This window comes from Bradyrhizobium viridifuturi (genome assembly GCF_001238275.1).
Classification (GTDB): Bacteria; Pseudomonadota; Alphaproteobacteria; order Rhizobiales; family Xanthobacteraceae; genus Bradyrhizobium; species Bradyrhizobium viridifuturi.
Window position 1 is genome coordinate 71537 of the sequence record NZ_LGTB01000045.1, and the last position, 20720, is coordinate 92256.

Here is a 20720-nt window from a genome sequence, read left to right on the forward strand (position 1 = left end):
CCGTGGATTGGTTGGCGGCCTGTTCGCTGCGGCCTTCATCGCAACCAGTTTCGTCGCACCATCCCTGGCCGCGGAGCCGCACAGGCTCGCGTTGCAGATCAGCGACGATGATCCGGTCAAGATGCGCGCTGTGCTCGACGTTGCGGCCAACGTCTCGCGGCATTATTCGGGGCAGGGCGAGGATGTCGATATCGTGGTGGTCGCCTTCAATGGCGGACTCGACATGCTGCTCGATGACCGCTCGCCGGTGAAGGAGCGCCTGGTGAACTTCCTGAAATCGATGCCCAATGTGAGCTTCATCGCCTGCGGCAATACGCTGGAGACGCTGGCGGCGAAGGAAGGCCGGCGTCCGCCGTTGATCGACGGTATCAGCGTCACCCAGGTCGGGGTTGCCATGCTGCTGGATCTTGCGGAAAAGAACTGGACGATTGTCCGGCCGTAAGGAGAGAAGCGCCGATGCGATGGTTGGTGGTAGCGGCTGTCTTGCTCCTTCTCGCGCGGCCTGCCGGCGCGTCCGAGCAGGAGCTCGAACTATCGGTTAACGGCCGCACGACCTTGGCAACGCTGCGCACGCCAGCCTCGATGGGGCCGGACACGCCACTCGTCGTGATGACCCACGGCACGCTCGCGCATAAGGATATGGAGATTATTCAGGGCGTTTCGAAAGCGCTCGAGCAGCGCGGCATCGCTTCGCTTGCCCATACGCTTTCGCTCGGGGTCGATCATCGCAGGAGCATGTATGACTGCGCCGTGCGGCATGACTATGTCACTGCTGATGCGGTGACCGAGATCGCTGCGTGGGTCGCGAAATCCAGGAGCATGGCCCGGTTTGTGTTCACTTTCGGCCACTCGCGCGGCGGCAACCAGGTCGCTCGCTACCTTGCGGCCAGCGAAGCTCCTCCGGTGATTGGTGCGGTGCTGCTGGCGCCGGCAACCGCAAGGGCCGAGGCCGATCTGCGCGCCTCCTATGGCCGGACCTATGGCAAGCCGCTCGAGCCGTTCCTGGAGCAGGCGACGAAGGCCGTCACCTCCGGCCGCGGGGGAGAGTGGATGGACGTGCCCGGCTTCATCTATTGCCGCAACGCCGTGGTGACGGCGCGCGCGTTCGCGTCTTTCTATGGCGCTGATGTCGGTCAGGACACCGCGGCGCTCGTAGCGCGGACGAAGGTTCCCGTCCTCGTAATCGCCGCAACCAGGGATGCGGTAGTGCCCGATGTAACTGCTTCCTTCGCGCCGCTTGCTGATTCGAGCGGTGGCAGGGTGCAGCTCGATAGGATTGAGGACGCCGATCATTTCTTCCGCGACCTGTTCTCGGAAGATGTCGCCGATCGGATCGCCGAATTCATCAAGCAGACACGATAGGAGGGACCATGCAGCGTCGATCCATACTTCGCGCGAGCCTTGCTGGACTATTTGGTGCGTTCGCTGTGCGCGAGGCGGCTGCCGCAACCGAAATGCCGGTGCGACAGCGCGTGGTCTATCACCTCGCCGATGCCGAGCGTGTCGTTTTCGTGCTGGGTAACCTCCAGAACCACGTCGATGGCGTCGGCGGACCCGGCAAGGCCGACATCAGGCTGGTCGTGCATGGGCCGGCGCTGCGCGCCTTCCACGCGCTCGCCGCCGAGGACCACACCGTTGCGATGATGAATAAGCTCGTCGATGCCGGCGTCGGCTTCGACGCCTGCGCCAACACCATGAAGGCGCAGGGCGTCAAGCTTGACGACCTCACGCCCGGCTTCGTGGTGGCCGAGAAGGGCGGCGTGGTGCGGCTCGCCGAGTTGCAGCAGCGGGGATACGCCTATCTACGCCCGTAAGCCTCCCGCCCCAGTCCAGTATCCTACGACGTTGGAGCTTTGATCTGGCTCATAAGGTGCGGCTGCGCGCCGCAGCCATTGAATTCTCGCGTAGCGAAGGGGGGCTCTCGCCCTGCGGTCTGGCTCCTGACCTCGGGTGCTGCATCTCGACGGTCTTGCGTTGACGGTTGGGATCGCGCTGCTGATCCTTGTTGCGCAGGAATTTGCTGAAGCGCTCCCATGTGTCCCGCACGACGTATCACCTGAGCCGCTCACGACTCCTGTGCCAAACTGACTTCCTGGGATTTCGTACATCTGCCGGTGGCCCTCCTGGAAAATCCTGTCAGCCGATCCGTGGTTTGGAATTTTATGGCTTGACGTCGGAAGCCTATTGGCTATTTATAGTCCGAACGATCGGACTAAATAAGTGAAGGCCATGCCACCTGCTTCAAGCTGCGATACTCGAGCCCTGATTGAGCCGACACGGGTTCACAGCCGTCTCTACTACGATCAGACCATTTTCGAGCAGGAGCTCGAGCGCATCTGGTATCGGAGCTGGGTCTATGTCGGACATATCAGCGAGGTGCCGAACCGGAACGACTATGTCACCAAGTCGATCGGGCCGATGCCGGTGCTTCTGATCCATGATCGAACCGGGCAGATCACGCTGCTGCTGAACAAGTGTCCGCATCGCGGCAATCAGCTCTGCGCCTATCGCGAAGGCAATCGCAGCACCTTCACCTGTCCGTATCACGCCTGGACCTTCAGCAACACCGGCGAATTGGCCGGATTTGCCTATGCGGACGGTTACGAGGGCGTCGACAAAAGCAAGTTTTCGCTTGGCAGGGTCCCGCGGGTCGGCATCTATCGCGGCTTCGTGTTCGGCTCGCTCGCAACCGACGGACCGTCGCTGGACGAGTATCTGGGCGGCGCCAAGGCTTCAATTGATCAGCTTCTCGATAACTCCCCCGAAGGTGAGCTGGAGCTGACGGCCGGTTTTCTGCAGCATCGTACCCAGGCGAATTGGAAATTCATGCTGGAAAACGAGACCGACGGGTATCATCCCGGTTTCGTTCACAGCTCCGTCTTCCAGGTCACCGACAGCGGCATCGGCAAGCTCTATGGACCACAATCGACCGCGTTGACGCGCGATTTCGGCAACGGCCACACCGAGTTCGATCTCAGGCCCGAATGGCGCCGCCTCGGCGAACCGCTTGCCTGGTTCGGCGCGACGGAAGATCGCTTGCCCGGTTATGTGAAAGCGATGAAGACAAGCTACGGCGCCGAGCGCGCCCGGCAGATCATGATCGATGGTTCGCCGCATATCATGATTTTTCCAAACCTGTTCATTGCCGAGATCCAGATGTTCGTGCTGCAGCCGCTTGCAGTCAACGAAACGATCCAGCATGTCACCGCCCTGCAGTTCAAGGGCGCGCCGGACTTCAACCGCCGCCTGCGGCAGCAGACGATGGGCTCGGTCGGGCCGGCCGGCTTCCTGCTCGCCGATGACACCGAGATGTACGAGCGCAACCATCGTGGCGCGCTGATCAGCGATCCGGAGTGGCTCACCCTCAGCCGCGGCCTGCATCGCGAGCGCCATGATGAGAACGGATACCTCATCGGTCATTCGACCGACGAGGTGCCGCAGCGAGGCATCTGGCGGCACTACGCCAGGCTGATGACGGCGTGAGGCTCTCGATGGACCAGCAGGAGATATTGACGGCTGCAAAGCCGGCCGGGAACGGGAAGGGCAACTTGCTCGAGCGGATCGAACAGTTTCTGTTCATGGAAGCGCGACTGCAGGACACGCATGCCTATGAGGAGTGGGAAGCATTGTGGACAGACGATGCGATCTACTGGGTGCCGGCGAACGGCGCGACTGATCCCGAAACTCAGATGTCGATCATCTATGATAATCGGTCGCGCATCCGCGTGCGCATCAACCAGCTCAAGACCGGCCGGCATCATACGCAGACGCCGCGATCGGAGCTGGCCCGGATCGTGTCCAACGTCGAGTTGATCCAGCAGGCCGGCAACGAGGTCGATGCTCGCGCCAATGTCCTCATCTTCGAGGATAATCTGCGCGGCGAGACCTTGTGGGCGGCGCGCAACGAATATCGCCTGCGTATGACGGCAGATGGCTTCAAGCTGGTCCGCAAGAAGGTCTCGCTGGTCAACAACCACAGGCCGATCTTCACGCTCTCTTTCCTCGTCTGAGGTTGATTGTCCATGCCCGATCAAGTCGGCGCGGACCTAGCGGAAGAATGGATGGCCGAGGGGCCGGTCTTGCTGAACTATGGAAAGCATGTCGCGACCCTGACGCTCAACCGTCCCGAAGCTTTCAACGGTATGAACATCGGCCTGATGTGCGCATTGCATGAAGCAGTGATGCGCTGCCATGCTGAGCCCCGGGTCCGGGTGGTTCACCTGCGCGGCAATGGACCGAACTTCTGCGCCGGTGGCGACCTTCGCGAATTTGCTTCCGAAGACGAGCAACTGGGTGACTTCCTGCGCGAGGTCACAGCCTACCTGCAGATGGCGGTCGGGGCCTTGGTCCGCCTGAACAGCGTACCAAGGGCGATGGCTACGTCCAAGCGGCTGCTCTGGACCGGCCTTGGCATTGGCGTCGAGTCCTGCCTGCCGGAAGAGGCGCGAACGGTCGCGGAACTGTCGGCGACTGCGGACGCGCGCGAGGGGCTTGCTGCGGTGCTGGAAAAGCGTACGCCAGTCTTCGGCGGTCGCTGGGCATGGCGAGCGCAATCCGCGCATTGGTAACCGGAGGCGCCAACGGCATCGGCGCCGCGGTCTGCCGCCAGCTTGCGCGCGATGGCATGATGGTCGCCTTCTGCGACCGCGACGCGCCTGGCGGCAATACCCTGGCGGATGAGATCGGGACGAATTTCGTACCTATCGATGTGACCGATGATCAGACGGTGGCTTCCTGGCTCGACGCGGCGGGTCTCTTCGACGTGAAAGAATGTTCGCCGCCGTGCGGCTGTCGTAGCGGATCAGAAGACCTTCGACTTGATGTAGCCGTCTAGAAACAGGCTCACTGCGCGATCGGCGAGCTCGGTCGGCAACACGCGCCCGTCCGGTCGAAACCAGGTGTAGGTCCAGTTGATCATGCCGAAGAACAGCATGGAATCGATATGGACGCCGGAGGCGTCCTTGGCGCGGTCCGGGCGGATTCTCGTCAGAACATCGGCGACGATTTGGATGAGCTGGCGCTGCTTCCGGATCACGTCCTTGCGGACATTGGCCGGGAGGAATTCCAGGCAGGTCAGCATCACCGCGTGCTTGTCGCGCGAGACGGCATAGATCTCCATGAAGAAGCGGATCAGCCGCCGAAAGCGCGCCATGTCGTCTTCTCGGCCGGCCAGGATGTCGGTGCATCCGGTGAGCAACTTGTCGACATGTTCGGTCAGCATGAAGACAAGGATCGCGTCCTTGGACTCGAAGTAATGGTAGAGCCGTGATTTCGAGCAGTTGCAGGCCGCGGCGATATCGCTGATCGAGGTGGCGGCATATCCGCGATGGGCGAACAGCGAGGCGGCCTGCTTGACGATGGATTCCTGTATGTTGTCGTAGTCCGGCGAGCGCGGTCTCGTCACAAGCTGTCCTGCATGATCGTTCGAACGATCGGACTATATAGACCCGCGCTTCGGCCGAGGCAAATTGCTTTGGTCACGCAGGCGTCGCCGCCTCGGCTGCCTCCGCGCGATGTAATACGCGTGTTGCCTTGGCTTCGTAGCGGGGCAAGCTGCCCTCGGCGAAGCATTCGACGACGGCATTGAAGCCGAGTCGGGCCCGGATTTCCCGGCGGACCTCGGCGACCAACTCCTCCTGGGAGCGATTGGTGCGCGCATCGGCCTCGATGGCGACGCACATCGAGCCGATGGTGGTCTTCTGCTTGTCGACATAGATCTGCCAGGCCTCTTTCACCGTGCCGGGCGTCGCCGCGACGATATCCTCGATCTGCGAGGGGAAGACGATGACGCCCTTCACCTTGATCATATCGTCGGTGCGGCCGATGATGCGGCCAATCTTGCGCATGCCGCGGCGCCCCGACTTGCAGTCGAAGGGATGGGCGGAGAGGCGGACGAGGTCCCGCGTCCGCCAGCGCACCACCGGCGAGGCCTCGCGGGCCAGCGTCGTGATCACGATCTCGCCGATTTCGCCCGGCGCGACCGGTTTCAAGGTCGCCGGATCGAGGATCTCGGTGATGATGGTGTCCTCGTTGACGAGCTGCAGTTCGTCGGCGGCATGGGTGAACGGGGTCGAGATCGCCAGCACGGGTCCGCCAGCTTCTGTCGTGCCATAGATGTTGTGGCTGACAAAGCCGTCTGGCATCTCCGCCTCGAGCAAGTTGCGGAATTCGGTCGAAACGGATTGGCCGCCAAGAATGGCGAGCTTGATCGACCAGTCCTTCCTCGGATCGATCCCGGCCTGCTTGGCGATCGCGATCAGCGACATCAGCCACAAGGGTGACATCGAGGCGACGTCATAGCTGTGGTCGCGTAGCCATTTCACCACGAGCTCGCCGCGGCCGGGGCCGATCGGAAAGCTCGGGCAGTCGAGCGCGGCGAACCCGACGTCGAGCGCCGGCCCGCCGATCCACAGCCCATAGCCGTAGCCCTGATACGCGCGCTGTCCGCGCTGCACGCCGGCGGCCGTCAGGATGCGAGCCATCTGATAGGGCAGCAGCCTGCCATAGTCGTTCTCGGTCATGCCGAACAGGACTGGCAATCCCGTGGTGCCTGAGGTTGCCATGAAGCGGCGCACGGAGGGCATGGTGGCGGTCAGGAACGGAAACGGATAGCGCTCGTGCAGTGCGCTCTTGTCGAGGAACGGCGCCTGCTCAAGTCCGTCCTTGGCCGCGAGATCGGATGGCTTCATTCCGGTCGCGGCGAAGTGCGCCATCCAGTCGGGCTGTCCGTCGAGCCGCTTCGCCAGTTCAGCCAGCCGCGTGCGTTGCAGGGCCTGTATCGCCGGATAGTCGAGGCTCTCGATGTCGGCATGAAGCATGTCAGTTCCTCCCTACGCGGGCGTGCCGCCGGCTGTCCGGGACCTTCGGAACGCTTCGCATCTTGATTTTTCTCTTTCTTAGACCGAACGTTTGGTCTAAGTAAAGGACATAGGCCGCCGTGGATCCGGAAGATCGATGGGACGGACCAGTCCGGGTGGCAGTCCGGCCGACAGAAGAAACAGCGGTTGGAGGAGGATTCGTGAAGAAAACGCTCATTGGATTGGTCACCGCGCTCACGCTGGTCAGCGCGGCTCGCGCGGAAGTCAGGATCGGCGTGATCGTCTCGGCCACCGGGCCCGCGGCGTCCGTCGGTGTCACCCAGCAGCGCACCGTGCCGGTCCTGCCGCAGAAGCTCGGCGGGCAGGACGTCCGCTATATCCTGCTCGACGATGCGTCCGATACGTCGACCACGGTGACGAATGCGCGCAAGCTGATCACGGAGGAAAAGGTCGATGCCATCGTCGGCCCGAGCCTCACGCCAAATTCCCTGGCGCTGCTCGATGTCATCGCCGAGAGCAAGACGCCGATGATCAGTCTCGCCGGCTCGGCGCTGATCGTCGATCCGCCGGTCGACAAGCGGCGCTGGGTGTTCAAGACGCCGCAGAGCGATGCGCAGATGGCGTCCATCGTACTCGAACACATGAAGCGCAAGAATATCAGGAGCGTCGGCCTGATCGGCTTCAGCGACGCCTATGGCGAAGGCTGGATCAAGGTGATGACGGGCCTGCTGGAAGGTGCCGGCATCAAGGTCGTGGCATCCGAGCGCTATCAACGCACCGATACCAGCGTGCTCGGCCAGATCCTCAAGATCACTTCGCAGAACCCCGATGCCGTCTTCATCGCGGCATCCGGCACGCCCGCGGCGCTGCCGCAAACCACGATGGTCGACCGCGGCTACAAGGGGTTCGTCTATCAGACCCACGGAGTCGCCAACAACGACTTCCTCCGTGTCGGCGGCAAGGCGCTGGAGGGCACTTTCGTGCCGGCCGGTCCGGTGCTGGTCGCCGAGCAGTTGCCCGACAGCCATCCGGCGAAGGCGGCCGGCCTCGACTTCATCAAGCGCTATGAAGCAATTCCCGGTGCGGGCGCGCGTTCGACCTTCGCCGCCTATCTCTGGGACGCGCAACTCATCCTCAACCAGGCGATCGCTGTCGCTTCCGATCGCGCCAAGCCTGGTACGGAGGAGTTTCGCATCGCGCTGCGTGACGCCATCGAGAACGTCAAGGACGTCGCCGGGCCGAACGGCGTCTACAACATGTCGCCGAACGACCATCTCGGGCTCGACGAGCGGTCGCGCGTCATGACGCAGATCGTGGGCGGCGAATGGCGCCTGGTGCAATGATGCCGCTCGCAGGACGGGTGCCCTTCGCGCGCCTTCAACAATCGGATAAGGCGGCATGAATACGGATGTTGCGCTGATCCTGCTGCAGGACGGACTGGTCAACGGTGCGATCTACACTCTGCTGGCGACCGCGCTGGTGCTGGTGTTTTCGGTCACCCGCGTGATCTTCGTGCCGCAAGGCGATCTGGTCGCGTTCACGGCGCTCACCTTGTCCGCCTTCGAGGCCGGCCAGCGGCCTGGCACGGTATGGATCGTGGCCTTCGCGGCGGCCGGCGCGCTGTCGCTTGAGATGATTGAGGCGGCACGGCAGCGGGATCGCGCCCGTGCCGTGCGGTCCGTGCTGCGTTTCGGCGTCATCCCGGCCGTCGTCATCCTGGCGCTGTTTCTGGTACCGAAAAGCGCGCCGCTGTTCTGGAAGATGGCAGTCAGCGCGGCCCTGATCACCTGCCTCGGCGCGTTGATCTACCGGATCGTGTTCCAGCCGATGGCGGCGGCTTCGCCACTGGTGCTGCTGATCGCCGCGATCGCAACGCATCTCGGGCTGAACAGCATCGGACTGCATGTCTTCGGCCCGGAAGGCGTGCGTACGGAAGGCTTTTCCGGTTCGCCGCTCGCCCTGTTTGGCATGATCGTGACGTCGCAAGCGGCCGGCGTGCTCGCCAGCAGCGTCGTGGTCGTGGCCGCGCTCTATATCTTCTTCCGCTTTTCGCTGCGCGGCCGCGCGCTGCTCGCGGCGGCCCACAACCGGCGTGGCGCGGAGATCGTCGGTATCAGCACGGTCGCCGCAGGCCGGACCGTGTTCGTGCTGGCGGGCCTTGCCGCGGCGGTCTCTGGCCTTTTGGTCGGGCCGACGACGACGCTCTACTACGATTCCGGCTTCATCCTCGGTTTGAAGGGCTTTGTCGGCGCGATCGTCGGCGGCATGGCAGTCTTTCCGCTTGCCGCCGCCGGAGCGCTTCTGGTCGGCACGGTCGAAGCCTTTGCCTCCTTCTGGGCGAGTGCCTATCGCGACGTCATCGTCTTTCTCCTCATCATTCCCGTGCTGTTCTGGCGCTCCGTCTCGACGCTTGCGCCGGAGGATGGCCTCGAATGACCCGCGCCCTGGTCCGTTTCGCGCCCTCGATCGCGCTGGCGCTGGCCGCTCTATCTCCGCTGGTCTTGCCGACCTATCAGGTCGCGGTCGTCACCTATGTGATGATCGCCGCCGTCGCCTGTCTTGGTCTGGTGCTGATGACCGGCATCGCCGGCATGGTCTCGTTCGGCCATGCCGCCTTTGTCGGGCTCGGCGCCTATGTGTCGGGCTATCTATCCTCGCAGCTCGGCTGGCCGGCCTGGATCGGGCTTGCCTGCGCGGTGATCGCCGCGGCCCTTGCAGCCGGCTTGATCGGCGCCATCACCGTGCGCATGAGCGGACATTATCTCGCGCTGGCGACGCTCTGCTTCGGCATCAGCTTCTACTTCCTGGTCGGCAATTCGGAGATGCTCGGGCGCTTCAACGGCCTGACCGGGATTGCACCCGTCAGTGTCGCGGGCTTCGAGCTGCGCAGCGAGCGGCAGACCTATTATCTCGTGCTCGTGATGTTGGTACTGGTGATCGCCTGGTGCCGGCAACTTCTTTCGTCGCGGACCGGGCGCGTCCTGCGCTCGCTACGGAGCGGGCCCGTGATCGCCGAGACCTTCGGCGCCAATGCCCACCACTATCGCCTGATGGCCTTCGTTCTCGCCGCGGTCATTGGCGCGGTCGCAGGCTGGCTCTACGCCCATGTGCAGCGCTTCCTCAGCCCGACGCCGTTCGGGCTGACCGCCAGCATCGACTATCTCTTCATGACCGTGATCGGCGGCAGCGGCCAAATATGGGGCGCGCTGCTCGGCGCCGGGCTCGTGACGATCATCAAACACGAGCTGCAGGATGTCCTCAAATTCGTGTTCGGGCCCACCACGCGACTGGAGCTGCTGGTATTCGCGGCGATCATGATCGTCGTGCTGCAGAAAGCGCGCAGAGGCCTCTGGCCGTTCCTGGAGCAGAGATTCGCGACGGCTATTGCGCCCGTGGCCGGCATCGAGCCGGCTATCCTGCCGCGCCGCCGCGCCAAGCCCGCACATGGCCTGACCGTGCTCTCGGCAAGCCGCCTGCGGCGAAGCTTCGGTGGCCTCCTGGCCGTCGACGGCATCAGTTTCGACGTTAAGGGCGGCGAGATCCTCGGCATCCTCGGCCCGAACGGCGCCGGCAAGTCCACGCTGTTCAACCTGATCAGCGGTGCCCTCTCGCGCAGCAAGGGAGAGCTCAGCTTTCTCGGCAGCCCGTCGTCGAAAGCAAGTGCGCGTGACATGTGCAGGCGCGGCCTGTCGCGAACGTTTCAGCATGCCGCGCTGGTGCAGGACATGACGGTTCTGGAGAACGTGGCGATCGGAGCCACGCATCTGGGCCGGTGCGGTCTCTTCGCCAGTTCGCTTCGGCTCGATCGAGTCGAGGAGCGGCAATTGCTGGGATGGTCGATGCATCTGCTCGATCGCGTCGGCCTTGCGGACAAGGCCTTCGAGCTCGCAGGGAATCTGTCGCTCGGCCATCAGCGCCTGGTGGAGATCGCCCGCGCGCTCGCAGCCGATCCGGTGTTGCTCCTGCTCGACGAGCCCGCCGCCGGGCTGCGCACAAATGAGAAGGCGGTCCTTGCGGATCTCCTGGCCGAGCTGCGCGCCGAAGGCCTCGCGATCGTGCTGGTCGAGCACGACATGGATTTCGTGTTCAGCCTGGCCGATCGGCTGATGGTGATGAATTTCGGCCGCCGCATCGCCGTCGGCCGCCCGGAGGAGGTGCGTGCCGACACCGGAGTACAGGAAGCCTATCTCGGAGTGGCGGCATGACGGCGCTTCTCAAGCTCGAGCGCTTTTCGGTCCGCTATGGCCGGCTGCTCGCGGTAAACGAGGTCTCGCTCGAAGCCCACGCCGGCGAGGTGACGACGGTGATCGGCCCGAACGGCGCTGGGAAGACATCGCTGGTGAATGCGATCATGGGCCTCGTTCCCTTTCAGGGCAGCCTTGCCTTCCCGGCCTGGCCCGAGGCGTCGCGCTCGATCGAGGCCCGGATCCGGGCGCGCATCTCGTTGGTGCCGGAGACGCGCGACCTGTTCGGGCCGATGAGCGTGCTCGACAACCTCAAGCTCGGCGCTTTCGCGCTGCGCCGCGAGGCCGGATTCGACATGGCGTCACGGGTTGCCGAGTCTTTGCGCTGTTTCCGCGCCTTGCCGAGCGGCGCGACCAGCGCGCCGACACCTTGAGCGGCGGCGAGCGGCAGATGCTGGCGCTCGGCCGCGCGCTGATGCTGGGTCCCTCGTTCCTGATGCTCGACGAGCCGAGTCTCGGACTTGCGCCGATGATCGTCACCGAGATGTTCCGCATCATCCAGCGTTTGAAGGACGACGGTGTCTCGATCCTGCTGATCGAGCAGAACGCGCGCGCCGCGCTGCGCATCTCAGATCGCGCCTATGTGTTGGAGAACGGCGCCGTTCATCTTGCCGGCAAGGCCGCCGAGATCGCGGCCGACCCTCGCGTCATCGACGCCTATCTCGGCGGATCGATGGCGCATGCCGATGATGGCCGCCAACGCCTGTCGGGGAGACGATGATGAAACGCCACACCATGCAGGCGATCGCCTGCCTCGGCGCACGCTTCGGCGACCAGCTCTCGACCGTTGAGGCGATCCGCCGCCATCACGCCACCGGAGTCACCGCGCATCGCACCGAGCTGCCCGACGCGGTGCTGTTTGCGCGCGCGGCCGCGGATGTCGTCGATGCCGTGCGGATCTGTCATGAGCATCGCTGCGCGATCGTGCCGTTCGGCACGGGCACCTCGACCGAGGGGCAGATCAGCGCAGAGCAGGGTGGTCTCACCATCGATCTCTCGGGGATGAACCGTATCCTGCGGGTCTCGCCCGATGATCTCGACTGTACGGTGGAGGCAGGCGTCACGCGCAAGACTCTCAACACCTCGCTGCGCGACACCGGGCTGTTCTTCCCCGTCGATCCCGGAGCCGATGCGTCGATCGGCGGCATGGCTTCGACCCGGGCCTCCGGGACCAATGCCGTTCGCTACGGAACGATGCGGGATGTCGTGATGTCGCTTGTGGTGGTGCTCGCCGACGGCCAGGTGGTCGAGACAGGGACTAGAGCGCGTAAATCCTCTGCCGGTTACGACCTGACGCGCCTCTTCGTCGGCGCCGAGGGAACGCTCGGCATCATCACGGAAGTGACGCTACGGCTCGCGCCGGTTCCGCAACGCATCGCCGCTGCGGTCTGCGCGTTTCCGACCGTGCGGGCCGCGGTATCGGCCGTGGTGGCTGCGTTGCAGAGCGCGATCCCGCTGGCACGTGCCGAGCTACTGGATGCGCTGCAGGTCGAGGCCTGTAACCGCTATTCCATGCTCGATCTGGCGGCTTGCCCGACCCTGTTCCTCGAGTTTCACGGCACGGATCGCGCCGTCGACGAGCAGGTCGAGCTGATGGCCGAGATCGCGAAAGAGCACGGCGGCGGTGACTTCCGCTGGGCCACGGCAACGGAGGCGCGCAACCGGCTCTGGCAGGCGCGTCATGATATCTGGTGGGCGGCGCTGGCGCTGCGGCCGGGCTCGCAGGGCGTCCCGACCGATATTTGCGTGCCGATTTCGGCGCTGCCCGACGTTATTGCCAGGACGCAGGAGGATGTCGCCGAGCTCGGCCTGATCGCGCCGATGTGCGGCCATGTCGGCGACGGCAATTTCCACCTTTGCATCCTGGTCGAGCCTGACAATCAGGATGAGCAGGCGCGCGTCGCCGAGCTGAACGGCCGGATGGTCGCGCGTGCCCACGCCGTCGGCGGCACCTGCACCGGCGAGCACGGCATCGGCACCGGCAAGATCGGCTATCTCGCGGCCGAGCGCGGCGAGGCGATGATGGCGCTTGCCGCGATGAAGCGCGCGCTCGATCCGCGCAACATCATGAACCCCGGCAAGATCCTGGATGCCGGGGCTTACCGTCCCTATCAGTAACCGGCGTGATGCGCGGGGAAGCCCCGCGCCAACAACGAACAGAGCAGCTCGTCATGACTCTTCTCGAACCCAGCCAAGCCAGCGTCGATCTCGACTATCGACTCGAAGATGCCGTCACCAGCCTGAGGGGCGTGTCTTTGCATCGGGTACGCAGGCGATGGTGCGGATGATGATCATGCAGCGGCTCGCCGATCGCCGTGACAACATCCGCTCGGCAGGCTTCATCAGCGGCTATCGCGGCTCGCCGCTCGCCGGCGTCGACACCGAATTGTGGCGTAGCAAGGCGGCGCTTGCGCAGCACGAGATCAGGTTCCTTCCGGCGGTCAACGAGGATCTCGCCGCGACCGCAGTCGCCGGCACGCAGCGCGTCGGCAGCGATCCTCACCGCACGGTCGATGGCGTGTTCGCGCTCTGGTACGGCAAGGGGCCCGGCGTCGATCGCGCCGGCGATGCCATCCGGCATGGTCATGCGGCCGGTGCCTCGAATAACGGCGGCGTGCTGCTCGTGGTCGGTGATGATCACGCCGCCACATCGTCGAGCATTCCGAATGCCAGCGACAATTCGCTGATGGGGTGGAGCTTGCCGATCATCCATCCCGCAAGCGTGGACGAATATGTGCCGTTCGGCCTGTGGGGCTGGGCCGCCTCGCGCTTCTCCGGCGCCTGGGTCGCGTTCAAGGCGATTTCGGAGACGGTCGAGAGCAGCCGCAGCTTTGCGGCCGAAGCCTTGCCACGCTTTGTCGTTTCGGCAGGCGAGAGCCTGGCGCGCGAGGACCTGGGTTACGGCACGCGCGACTTCCTCACGCCGGCGATCGAGCTTCGCATGATGCGCCGGCTCGAGGCGATCTCGGCCTTTGCGCGCGCCAATCCGCTGGACCGGCTTCTGATTGGCGCGCCGCGCGCCGACATCGGCATCGTCGCCGTCGGCAAGACCGCGCTCGATCTGATGGAAGCCTTGTCGCGTGCCGGCCTGTCACCGCAGCGCCTGGCGGCGCAGGGCGTGCGCATCTGGAAGCCCGGCCTTGTCTTCCCGCTCGATCGCGAGGGCTTTGAAGCGTTTTCCGCCGGACTGAAGCACATCCTCGTCGTCGAGGAGAAGACCAGCCTCGTCGAAGGCCAGATCAAGGAGATCCTGTTCAATCGTCCGGCGGATGTCAGGCCGAGCGTCGTCGGCCGCCACGATCTCCGCGGCGCACCGCTGATTTCCGCGCTCGGCCAGCATCGGCCGTCATCGCTCCTGGCGCCCTTGTCGAAATGGCTGGCGGCGATCCGGCCCGACCTTGCGCCGGCGGATGCCGTGGCCTTGTTCGAAAAGCCTCCAGCGCTCAGCAACGCAGCTGACGGCATGCGCCGCCTGCCTTATTTCTGTTCGGGATGCCCGCATAATTCCTCGACCAGAGTGCCCGAAGGCAGCGTCGCGCTTGCCGGAGTCGGCTGCCATTACATGGCGAGCTGGATGGACCGGCAGACCTCCGGCCTCACCCAGATGGGGGCCGAGGGCGTCGACTGGGTCGGACAGTCCGGATTCACCGCGACGCCGCATGTGTTCCAGAACATGGGCGAGGGGACCTATTTTCATTCCGGCTATCTTGCGATCCGGCAATCGATCGCAGCCGGCAACAACGTCACGTACAAAATCCTGTTCAATGACGCGGTGGCGATGACCGGCGGGCAGCCCGTCGACGGCCAGCTCACCGTACCGCAGATCGCGCGCCAGATGCTGAGCGAGGGCGCCAAGAAGGTGGTGGTCGCGACCGACGATGTCGGCCGCTATGCCAAAGTCGCGCTGGAACCTGACGTCACCGTGCATGACCGCCATGAGCTTGACGCGATCCAGCGCGAGCTGCGCACCATCAAGGGCGTCACCGTGCTGATCTACGATCAGACCTGCGCGGCTGAGAAGCGCCGCCGCCGCAAGAAAGGAACGTATCCCGATCCTGACAAGCGCATGTTCATCAACAGCGCCGTCTGCGAAGGCTGCGGCGATTGCGGCCAGGCCTCCAACTGCCTGTCGATCGTTCCGTTCGAAACTGAGCTCGGCCTCAAGCGGGCGATCGACCAGACCTCCTGCAACAAGGATTTTTCCTGTGTCGACGGCTTCTGCCCGAGCTTTGTCTCCGTGAGCGGCGGCAGGCTGCGCAAGCGGCAAGCGTCCGGCACGGACTGGATCGCGCGGGCCGAGCAGCTCACGAAGCCGAAGCTGGCAATCCCTTCGAATCGTCCGCACAACCTGCTCATCGCAGGTGTCGGCGGCAGCGGTATCATCACGGTCGGCGCGATCGTCGCGATGGCTGCGCATCTCGATCATCTCGCGGTCGCCGAGCTCGACTTCACGGCGCTGGCACAGAAAGGCGGCTCGGTGATGTGTCATCTGCGGCTCGGGCGAGCCGGGACAGAGATCAACCAGCCTCGCATCGATTGGGGCGAGGCCGATGCGGTGATCATGGGTGACCTTATCGTCGGGTGCCTGCCCGACAGCCTCGGCACCATTCGCCATGGCGCGACGCGGGTGCTCGCCAATACGCATATCGGGTCGACGGCGGAATTCACCCGCAACCCGGATTTCGATCCTCGCACGGATGAGCTGCTGCAGAAGGTGCGCCATGCTGGCGCGCGGGAGATGCTGACCAGCTTCGACGCGCATGCGCGCGTGCAGCAGGAGTTCGGCGACAGTACCGGCGTCAACATGTTCCTGATCGGGCATGCCTGGCAGCAGGGACTGATCCCGGTCAGCGAGGCGGCGCTCTCGCAGGCGATCGCACTCAATGGCGTTGCGATCGACGCCAATCGGCGTGCGTTCGCCTTCGGCCGCGTCGTTGCCGCCGGTGGCGGGCAGGCGGCGCCGGCCGTGGTCGTGCCGGCGCAAACGGAGGATTGGCGGGCGCTGCTCGAACGGCGCGCGTCGCAACTGGCCAACTACCAGAACGCGGCCTATGCAGCGCCATACCGCGCCTTCATCGAGCGATGCGCCGCGGCCGAGCAGCGAATCGGCCTCGGCGCCGATCTGCCGCTCACGCGAGCGGTCGCGAACAATCTCTTCAAGCTGATGGCTTACAAGGACGAATACGAGGTCGCCCGGCTTTACCGGTCACCGGAGTTTGCGGCCGCGCTGAAGCACCAGTTCGAGGGCGACGTCACCCTGCGGTTTCACCTTGCGCCGCCCTTCATTGCGAAGCCCGGCCCAAACGGTGCCGCGCCGCGCAAGCTCAGCTTCGGCCCATGGATGATGCGACTGTTTGGCCCGCTCGCATCCCTAAAATTCCTGCGCGGCACGCCCTTCGATCTCTTTGGCTACACCGAGGAGCGCAAGACCGAACGCAGGCTGATCCGCGATTATCGGGCCCTGATGGAACGGTTGCTGGCCGGCCTGTCACCGGCGACGCTCGATACGGCGGTGCGGCTCGCGGCGCTTCCCGAGAAGATCAGGGGGTTTGGCCACGTCAAGGCCAGGAGCCTCGATGCCGTCGAGCGCGAGCGGCAGAATCTGCTCGCGCAGTTCGATGCGATTCGTGCGCCGTTCGCCGGGCCGAGCAGGGGAGCGGCGTAGCAAGGTCATGCTGACGGTCGTACGTTGTCTTTACCGGTCCGGCGGCGCGGAGGAGCGGCTGCACATCCGTGACGTCCATGTCGAATACATGATCGCCAATCGCCGCTTTCTGGAGCAGGGCGGCGCGCTGGTCTCGCCCGACGGCGCGGTCGAAGGCATGTTCCTGATCCTGCGGCACGATAGCCGTGCGGCGGTCGAGGCGTTCCTCGCCGGCGAGCCCTATACGCGCGCCGGCTTGTTTGCGAGCACCACGATCGAATGCTTCGATCGCTTCGTGCCGCATGCGGATCCGCATTTCCTTGAGAATCTGCTGGTGACCGCGCGAGCATGGATCGCCGCGGATGATCTATCGAGCGACGCTGGGATGCGTTCTTGTAGCTAGGCATCTGCAATAATTTCGGCAATCGGTATGGGGTGTTCACGGCCAAAGGCATTTGGCCGGCCGTGCCGATGCTGAACCTCGCCAAGAATGGCTCGTTCAACGGCTTCACCTCGCAAGGTTAAATCTGTAGTCGGCGTCGCCGCGTGACCGCCGGGAGCATCGGACGCACTTGCGCTATCGTCGCGGCGGACGGCGACGGTTGTTGTTTCGGGGGGATGCCGTTGCGTCACGCATAGTTGAACAGGGCCATGAAACCAAAGTCCATGTGCAGTTGCTGATGGCAGTGGAATAGCGTCGCTCCCGGATTATCGGCGACGAAGTCGAACTCGATCTCCTGGAAGCCGGCGAGCATGACGACGTCCTTGAGCACGCCGGCAGTCGGCTTGCCGCCGACCCGTACCAGCTCAAAGCTGTGACGGTGGAGGTGCAGCGGGTGGATGTCGTCGCTCGCATTCCGGAACTTCAGGCGATAGCGCCGCCCCTCGCGCACCTTGCGCGTCGGCTTCATCATCTCCATCGAGAATGCCTCGCCGTTGAGCGTCCACTGGTTGAAGCCGTTCAGCGCACCGTTGCGCTTGACGATGGTGAACTCCATCGTCTCATCCGGCTTGGCCGGCAACGCGTCGGGCTTGCCGAACTGCGTGTAATCCCACTTGTAGGGCTTCGGCCTGGCCCATTGCGGCTTACCCTTGGCGCCGGCGTACTCGACGATGATTCCCATCCCGCGCTTGCGGTCGTCATCGGCGAGGTCGCCCAATATCCACACGCCCGGATGATTCATCTCCACGATCGCCGAGATGCGCTCGGCCGTTCCGAGCCAGAGCACCGGCACGTCCTTCGGCGTCGGCACGGGGTTGCCGTCGAGCGCCACGATCTTGAACGAGTGCCCCGGTAGCGCGAGGCTCCGGATCTCGCCGGCGCTGCCGTTCAGGACGTGGAACAGCACACGTTCGCCCTGTTTGACGCGAACGGGCTCGCCATGTCCCAGCGTCTTGCCGTTGATCGAGAAGAGGTCGTAACCGACCTCGAAGCCCTTCGTCTTCTCCTGGGCCTCATCGTCGGATTTCCTGCCGAGATCCTTCAGCGCCCCGATTTCCTCGCCGGCCAGGAAGTCCATTGCCATGTCGCCGCCGTGGCTGAAGGACGGTGCGAACTCCTTGAGCACCAGAAACACCTCGCGATCGTAGGCGCCGGGCTCGTTCTTGGGCTCGATGTAGACCGGGCCGACCTGGCCCGTGTACGTCCCTCGATTAAGGTCGCCGCCGGCCACGACGTGCGTGTGATAGAAGCGAAAACCGGCGGGCTTCGGCACGAACGAGATGCGCCGCATGCCATGCGGCGGGATGAAGGGCGTGCCCTCCTCGGCCGCCCCGTCGACGTCGCTCGGGATCAACTGGCCGTGCCAGTGAACCAGCTCCGGCACGTCGGTATCGTTGTGGACATCAACGACGGTCCGCTGCCCTTCCTTTAAGCGCAGCAGCGGGCCCGGGAACTGGCCATTGTAGAGCGTCGTCGACACGATGTGTTCCGGAGCCAATTCCGCGAGGCCCGTCGCGATACGCAAGGTGTAGTCGGCCTTCTTCTGGTCGTCCTGGGCGAATGCGGGTGCGATCCGGCTCTGCAGGCCGACCAGAGGGACGAGTGTCCCGCCGGCGAGCAGGGAACGGCGGTCTATCGGCATGTCGGGGACCCCTCCACCAGGCTGCGCCCCAGCCAGCAGTTGTCTTATCGGGTCCCGATATCGATAGTCGATGTCCGGGTGAAGGCAAGTAACTTCCGGGTGGGACGGCCGTTCCTCGATGGCCTCGCCGGTGAATTCCTTGACGCGGAGCCTGGCCAGCGCGGGCCCTTTCTTGCCCAAAGGCGTGGCCCGATAGAACTTCCGGGCGGTGCGGCCCTCGCGCTGCTTTCGAGGTTTGAGGTAGCCCCGCTGTTCCATCGCGCTCAGAAGGGGATACAGTGTTCCGGGGCTGAGCTCATAGCCGTGCCGCGCGAGCTCTTCGATGATCCATTGACCGTAGATCTCATGCTCGGCGGCATGGTGCAGGATGTGCAGCCGGACGAAACCGCTCAGCAGATCCTTGAACTTCATTTCGGCGCACCTTTATCGGGCTCCGTAAATCCATGGCTCGTCCGTCGGTCACTTCACCTGCATTTCTCTTCGTGATGACGACCGGGGTCGTCAACCTGTTCGGCGATATCACCTACGAAGGCGGCGCCAGCATCAATGGACCGTTCATGGCGACGCTCGGCGCCAGCGCCGCCATCATCAGCGTCGCGGCAGGACTCGGGGAGTTTCTCGGCTACGCGCTGCGCCTGCCGGCCGGCTATGCGGCGGACCGTACAGGCCGCTACTGGCTGATTACGTTCTTGGGCTACGTCATCAATCTATTCGCGGTGCCGGCGATGGCGCTCGCCGGAAGCTGGCAGATCGCCGCCGCCCTCGTCCTCGCGGAGCGGATAGGGCGGGCACTCCGCAAGCCTACCGTCGAAGCGATGCTGTCCTACACAACGGGCGAGCTCGGCAAGGGATGGGTGTACGCGCTGAACACCGCGCTCGACGAGACCGGCGCGACCTTGGGGCCGCTCATCATCGCTCTGGTGCTTCTGCTGAAGGGCGATTTTCGGACCGGCTACGCCTGCCTGTCGATCTCGGCCGCGGCTGCGCTGGTCGCGCTGGTGGTCGCCCGGGTGAACTTTCCGCTGCCGTCGCGCCTTGAGCAGGGCCGCACGGCGCCGGCCAAGGATTTCGGCCGGGCCTATTGGCTGTACATGCTGGCTGGCGCCCTGTTCGCGGCCGGGCTCATGAGCTTCGAGTTGATCTCCTACCATCTGTCCAAGGCGAACATTGCCTCCGAGCAATGGATTCCGGTGATGCTCGCGATCTCGACCGCCTTCGGTGTGCTGGCGAACCTCGCCTTCGGAAAGGCCTACGATCGAGTCGGGCTTCCGGTCGTGATCGGCGCCGTATGCGTCTCGGCCGCGTTCTCGCCCTTCGTCTTTTTGGGAGGCTTCTGGCTTGTGCTGTTCGGCATGCTGCTCTGGGGCGTCGGCTACGCGACCCAGGACACGCTGCTCAAGGCGATCGTCGCCGAGCTGTTGCCCGAAGGAAAGCGCAACTTCGCGTTCGGGCTGTACTATGCGGGATACGGTGTCGGCTGGCTCGTAGGCAGCATCGTGACGGGCTTGCTCTACGAAAACTCGCGAGCTGCGCTGATCGCGTTTTTCGATCGTGATCCAGCTTGCCTCGGTGCCGGTATTCATCCTGGCGGGGCGGCAAGAGCGTTCAAGCTGATTGCCGGCGGATGCGTTGGCTAAGGTCGTCGCGGCTTCTCCACCAGGCTTGCGCAGAGCTGCCATGATCGCAGCGCCGCGATCGCGATTGCCGGCAGGACGACGGGATCTGGTTCGATCAGTTGGCAATTTTGGAAAGCGTGCGTCGTCGAAAGGCCATCCCAGATTCAATCTTCCGAACTCGCTCTGGGGCTACGTTGGGCTGCGTCGCCCCCGATCGAAATCTAAGGGACGACGACGACTGCGCAGGGAGCGAGACTGACAACCTTGTGTGAGACGCTGCCGAGCAACAGCCCCGCCAACTGGCCGCGGCCGCG

Annotated in this window: 20 protein-coding genes; 16 read left to right on the forward strand and 4 right to left on the reverse strand. The window is 64.3% G+C overall.

Annotation, left to right across the window (positions count from 1 at the left end; all coding sequences use genetic code 11):
• Positions 1–7: 7 nt before the first annotated feature.
• The 7 genes from ALC15_RS33295 (at position 8) to ALC15_RS42360 (ending at position 4834) form a co-directional block, all read left to right on the forward strand.
• The gene (locus ALC15_RS33295; protein ID WP_162240534.1) at positions 8–442 is read left to right on the forward strand and encodes a DsrE family protein; all 435 of its coding nucleotides are present in this window, start codon (positions 8–10) and stop codon (positions 440–442) included.
• Between the two features lie 14 nt (positions 443–456).
• The gene (locus ALC15_RS33300; RefSeq protein WP_050630940.1) at positions 457–1362 is read left to right on the forward strand and encodes an alpha/beta hydrolase; all 906 of its coding nucleotides are present in this window, start codon (positions 457–459) and stop codon (positions 1360–1362) included.
• 8 nt (positions 1363–1370) lie between these two features.
• The gene (locus tag ALC15_RS33305) at positions 1371–1814 is read left to right on the forward strand and encodes a DsrE family protein (protein WP_050630941.1); all 444 of its coding nucleotides are present in this window, start codon (positions 1371–1373) and stop codon (positions 1812–1814) included.
• 415 nt (positions 1815–2229) lie between these two features.
• A complete protein-coding gene (locus ALC15_RS33310) occupies positions 2230–3483 on the forward strand; it encodes an aromatic ring-hydroxylating dioxygenase subunit alpha (RefSeq protein ID WP_050630942.1) in 1254 nt (417 codons plus the stop codon).
• The gene (locus ALC15_RS33315; protein ID WP_244486358.1) at positions 3480–4010 is read left to right on the forward strand and encodes an aromatic-ring-hydroxylating dioxygenase subunit beta; all 531 of its coding nucleotides are present in this window, start codon (positions 3480–3482) and stop codon (positions 4008–4010) included. Before ALC15_RS33310 ends, ALC15_RS33315 begins: the two co-directional genes overlap by 4 nt.
• A 12-nt stretch (positions 4011–4022) precedes the next feature.
• Positions 4023–4568 carry an enoyl-CoA hydratase/isomerase family protein gene (locus ALC15_RS33320; protein WP_050630943.1) on the forward strand — a complete coding sequence of 182 codons (546 nt, stop codon included), beginning with the start codon at positions 4023–4025 and terminating at the stop codon, positions 4566–4568.
• Positions 4541–4834, forward strand: a complete 294-nt coding sequence (locus tag ALC15_RS42360; RefSeq protein WP_094194257.1) for an SDR family NAD(P)-dependent oxidoreductase — start codon at positions 4541–4543, stop codon at positions 4832–4834. The genes ALC15_RS33320 and ALC15_RS42360 overlap by 28 nt, the downstream gene beginning before the upstream one ends.
• Here ALC15_RS42360 and ALC15_RS33325 read toward each other — a convergent pair.
• Both ALC15_RS33325 and ALC15_RS33330 read right to left on the reverse strand, forming a co-directional pair.
• A complete protein-coding gene (locus tag ALC15_RS33325; RefSeq protein ID WP_050630944.1) occupies positions 4802–5404 on the reverse strand; it encodes a TetR/AcrR family transcriptional regulator in 603 nt (200 codons plus the stop codon). The genes ALC15_RS42360 and ALC15_RS33325 overlap by 33 nt on opposite strands.
• A 73-nt stretch (positions 5405–5477) precedes the next feature.
• Complete coding sequence (locus ALC15_RS33330) at positions 5478–6818, reverse strand: phenylacetate--CoA ligase family protein (RefSeq protein ID WP_050630945.1); 1341 nt, start codon at positions 6816–6818, stop codon at positions 5478–5480.
• Between the two features lie 200 nt (positions 6819–7018).
• Between ALC15_RS33330 and ALC15_RS33335 the strand changes: the two genes are divergently transcribed.
• Genes ALC15_RS33335 through ALC15_RS33365 form a run of 8 tightly spaced genes read left to right on the forward strand, consistent with a single transcriptional unit; the run spans position 7019 to position 17109 of the window.
• On the forward strand, positions 7019–8161 hold the full coding sequence (locus ALC15_RS33335) for an ABC transporter substrate-binding protein (protein ID WP_050630946.1): 1143 nt from the start codon (positions 7019–7021) through the stop codon (positions 8159–8161).
• 55 nt (positions 8162–8216) lie between these two features.
• Positions 8217–9254 carry a branched-chain amino acid ABC transporter permease gene (locus tag ALC15_RS33340; protein WP_050630947.1) on the forward strand — a complete coding sequence of 346 codons (1038 nt, stop codon included), beginning with the start codon at positions 8217–8219 and terminating at the stop codon, positions 9252–9254.
• Entirely contained in the window at positions 9251–11023 is a 1773-nt protein-coding gene (locus ALC15_RS33345) for a branched-chain amino acid ABC transporter ATP-binding protein/permease (protein WP_050630948.1), read from the forward strand. The genes ALC15_RS33340 and ALC15_RS33345 overlap by 4 nt, the downstream gene beginning before the upstream one ends.
• Complete coding sequence (locus tag ALC15_RS47715; protein ID WP_347336341.1) at positions 11020–11436, forward strand: ATP-binding cassette domain-containing protein; 417 nt, start codon at positions 11020–11022, stop codon at positions 11434–11436. The genes ALC15_RS33345 and ALC15_RS47715 overlap by 4 nt, the downstream gene beginning before the upstream one ends.
• A complete protein-coding gene (locus ALC15_RS47720; RefSeq protein WP_347336342.1) occupies positions 11433–11783 on the forward strand; it encodes an ABC transporter ATP-binding protein C-terminal domain-containing protein in 351 nt (116 codons plus the stop codon). Before ALC15_RS47715 ends, ALC15_RS47720 begins: the two co-directional genes overlap by 4 nt.
• Positions 11783–13180 carry an FAD-binding oxidoreductase gene (locus ALC15_RS33355; protein ID WP_244486359.1) on the forward strand — a complete coding sequence of 466 codons (1398 nt, stop codon included), beginning with the start codon at positions 11783–11785 and terminating at the stop codon, positions 13178–13180. The genes ALC15_RS47720 and ALC15_RS33355 overlap by 1 nt, the downstream gene beginning before the upstream one ends.
• Positions 13152–16727 (forward strand): indolepyruvate ferredoxin oxidoreductase family protein, encoded by a 3576-nt coding sequence (locus ALC15_RS33360; protein WP_094194259.1) that lies wholly within the window; start codon positions 13152–13154, stop codon positions 16725–16727. The genes ALC15_RS33355 and ALC15_RS33360 overlap by 29 nt, the downstream gene beginning before the upstream one ends.
• Positions 16728–16734: 7 nt before the next feature.
• Positions 16735–17109, forward strand: a complete 375-nt coding sequence (locus ALC15_RS33365; protein WP_050630950.1) for a YciI family protein — start codon at positions 16735–16737, stop codon at positions 17107–17109.
• A 226-nt stretch (positions 17110–17335) separates the two neighbouring features.
• On the opposite strand, the gene ALC15_RS33370 is transcribed toward ALC15_RS33365, so the two are convergent.
• Positions 17336–19201, reverse strand: a complete 1866-nt coding sequence (locus ALC15_RS33370) for a multicopper oxidase domain-containing protein (protein ID WP_094194261.1) — start codon at positions 19199–19201, stop codon at positions 17336–17338.
• Positions 19202–19347: 146 nt separating this feature from the next.
• On the opposite strand from ALC15_RS33370, the gene ALC15_RS33375 reads away from it, so the two are divergent.
• The gene (locus ALC15_RS33375; protein WP_244486360.1) at positions 19348–20427 is read left to right on the forward strand and encodes an MFS transporter; all 1080 of its coding nucleotides are present in this window, start codon (positions 19348–19350) and stop codon (positions 20425–20427) included.
• Positions 20428–20627: 200 nt separating this feature from the next.
• Here the strand turns inward: ALC15_RS33375 and ALC15_RS42365 are convergent.
• Positions 20628–20720, reverse strand: a 93-nt coding sequence (locus ALC15_RS42365) for a universal stress protein (RefSeq protein ID WP_162240533.1), incomplete at its 5' end; no start/stop codon positions are given.

What these genes read in the sequence shown, in the direction of transcription:
- ALC15_RS33300 (WP_050630940.1), top strand. Translation starts at nt 457, where the DNA reads ATGCGATGGTTGGTGGTAGCGGCTGTCTTGCTCCTTCTCGCGCGGCCT.
- ALC15_RS33305 (WP_050630941.1), top strand. Translation starts at nt 1,371, where the DNA reads ATGCAGCGTCGATCCATACTTCGCGCGAGCCTTGCTGGACTATTTGGT.
- ALC15_RS33310 (WP_050630942.1), top strand. Translation starts at nt 2,230, where the DNA reads ATGCCACCTGCTTCAAGCTGCGATACTCGAGCCCTGATTGAGCCGACA.
- ALC15_RS33320 (WP_050630943.1), top strand. Translation starts at nt 4,023, where the DNA reads ATGCCCGATCAAGTCGGCGCGGACCTAGCGGAAGAATGGATGGCCGAG.
- ALC15_RS42360 (WP_094194257.1), top strand. Translation starts at nt 4,541, where the DNA reads ATGGCGAGCGCAATCCGCGCATTGGTAACCGGAGGCGCCAACGGCATC.
- ALC15_RS33330 (WP_050630945.1), bottom strand. Translation starts at nt 6,818, where the DNA reads ATGCTTCATGCCGACATCGAGAGCCTCGACTATCCGGCGATACAGGCC.
- ALC15_RS33340 (WP_050630947.1), top strand. Translation starts at nt 8,217, where the DNA reads ATGAATACGGATGTTGCGCTGATCCTGCTGCAGGACGGACTGGTCAAC.
- ALC15_RS33345 (WP_050630948.1), top strand. Translation starts at nt 9,251, where the DNA reads ATGACCCGCGCCCTGGTCCGTTTCGCGCCCTCGATCGCGCTGGCGCTG.
- ALC15_RS47715 (WP_347336341.1), top strand. Translation starts at nt 11,020, where the DNA reads ATGACGGCGCTTCTCAAGCTCGAGCGCTTTTCGGTCCGCTATGGCCGG.
- ALC15_RS33355 (WP_244486359.1), top strand. Translation starts at nt 11,783, where the DNA reads ATGAAACGCCACACCATGCAGGCGATCGCCTGCCTCGGCGCACGCTTC.
- ALC15_RS33360 (WP_094194259.1), top strand. Translation starts at nt 13,152, where the DNA reads ATGCCGGGGCTTACCGTCCCTATCAGTAACCGGCGTGATGCGCGGGGA.
- ALC15_RS33365 (WP_050630950.1), top strand. Translation starts at nt 16,735, where the DNA reads ATGCTGACGGTCGTACGTTGTCTTTACCGGTCCGGCGGCGCGGAGGAG.
- ALC15_RS33370 (WP_094194261.1), bottom strand. Translation starts at nt 19,201, where the DNA reads ATGAAGTTCAAGGATCTGCTGAGCGGTTTCGTCCGGCTGCACATCCTG.
- ALC15_RS33375 (WP_244486360.1), top strand. Translation starts at nt 19,348, where the DNA reads ATGGCGACGCTCGGCGCCAGCGCCGCCATCATCAGCGTCGCGGCAGGA.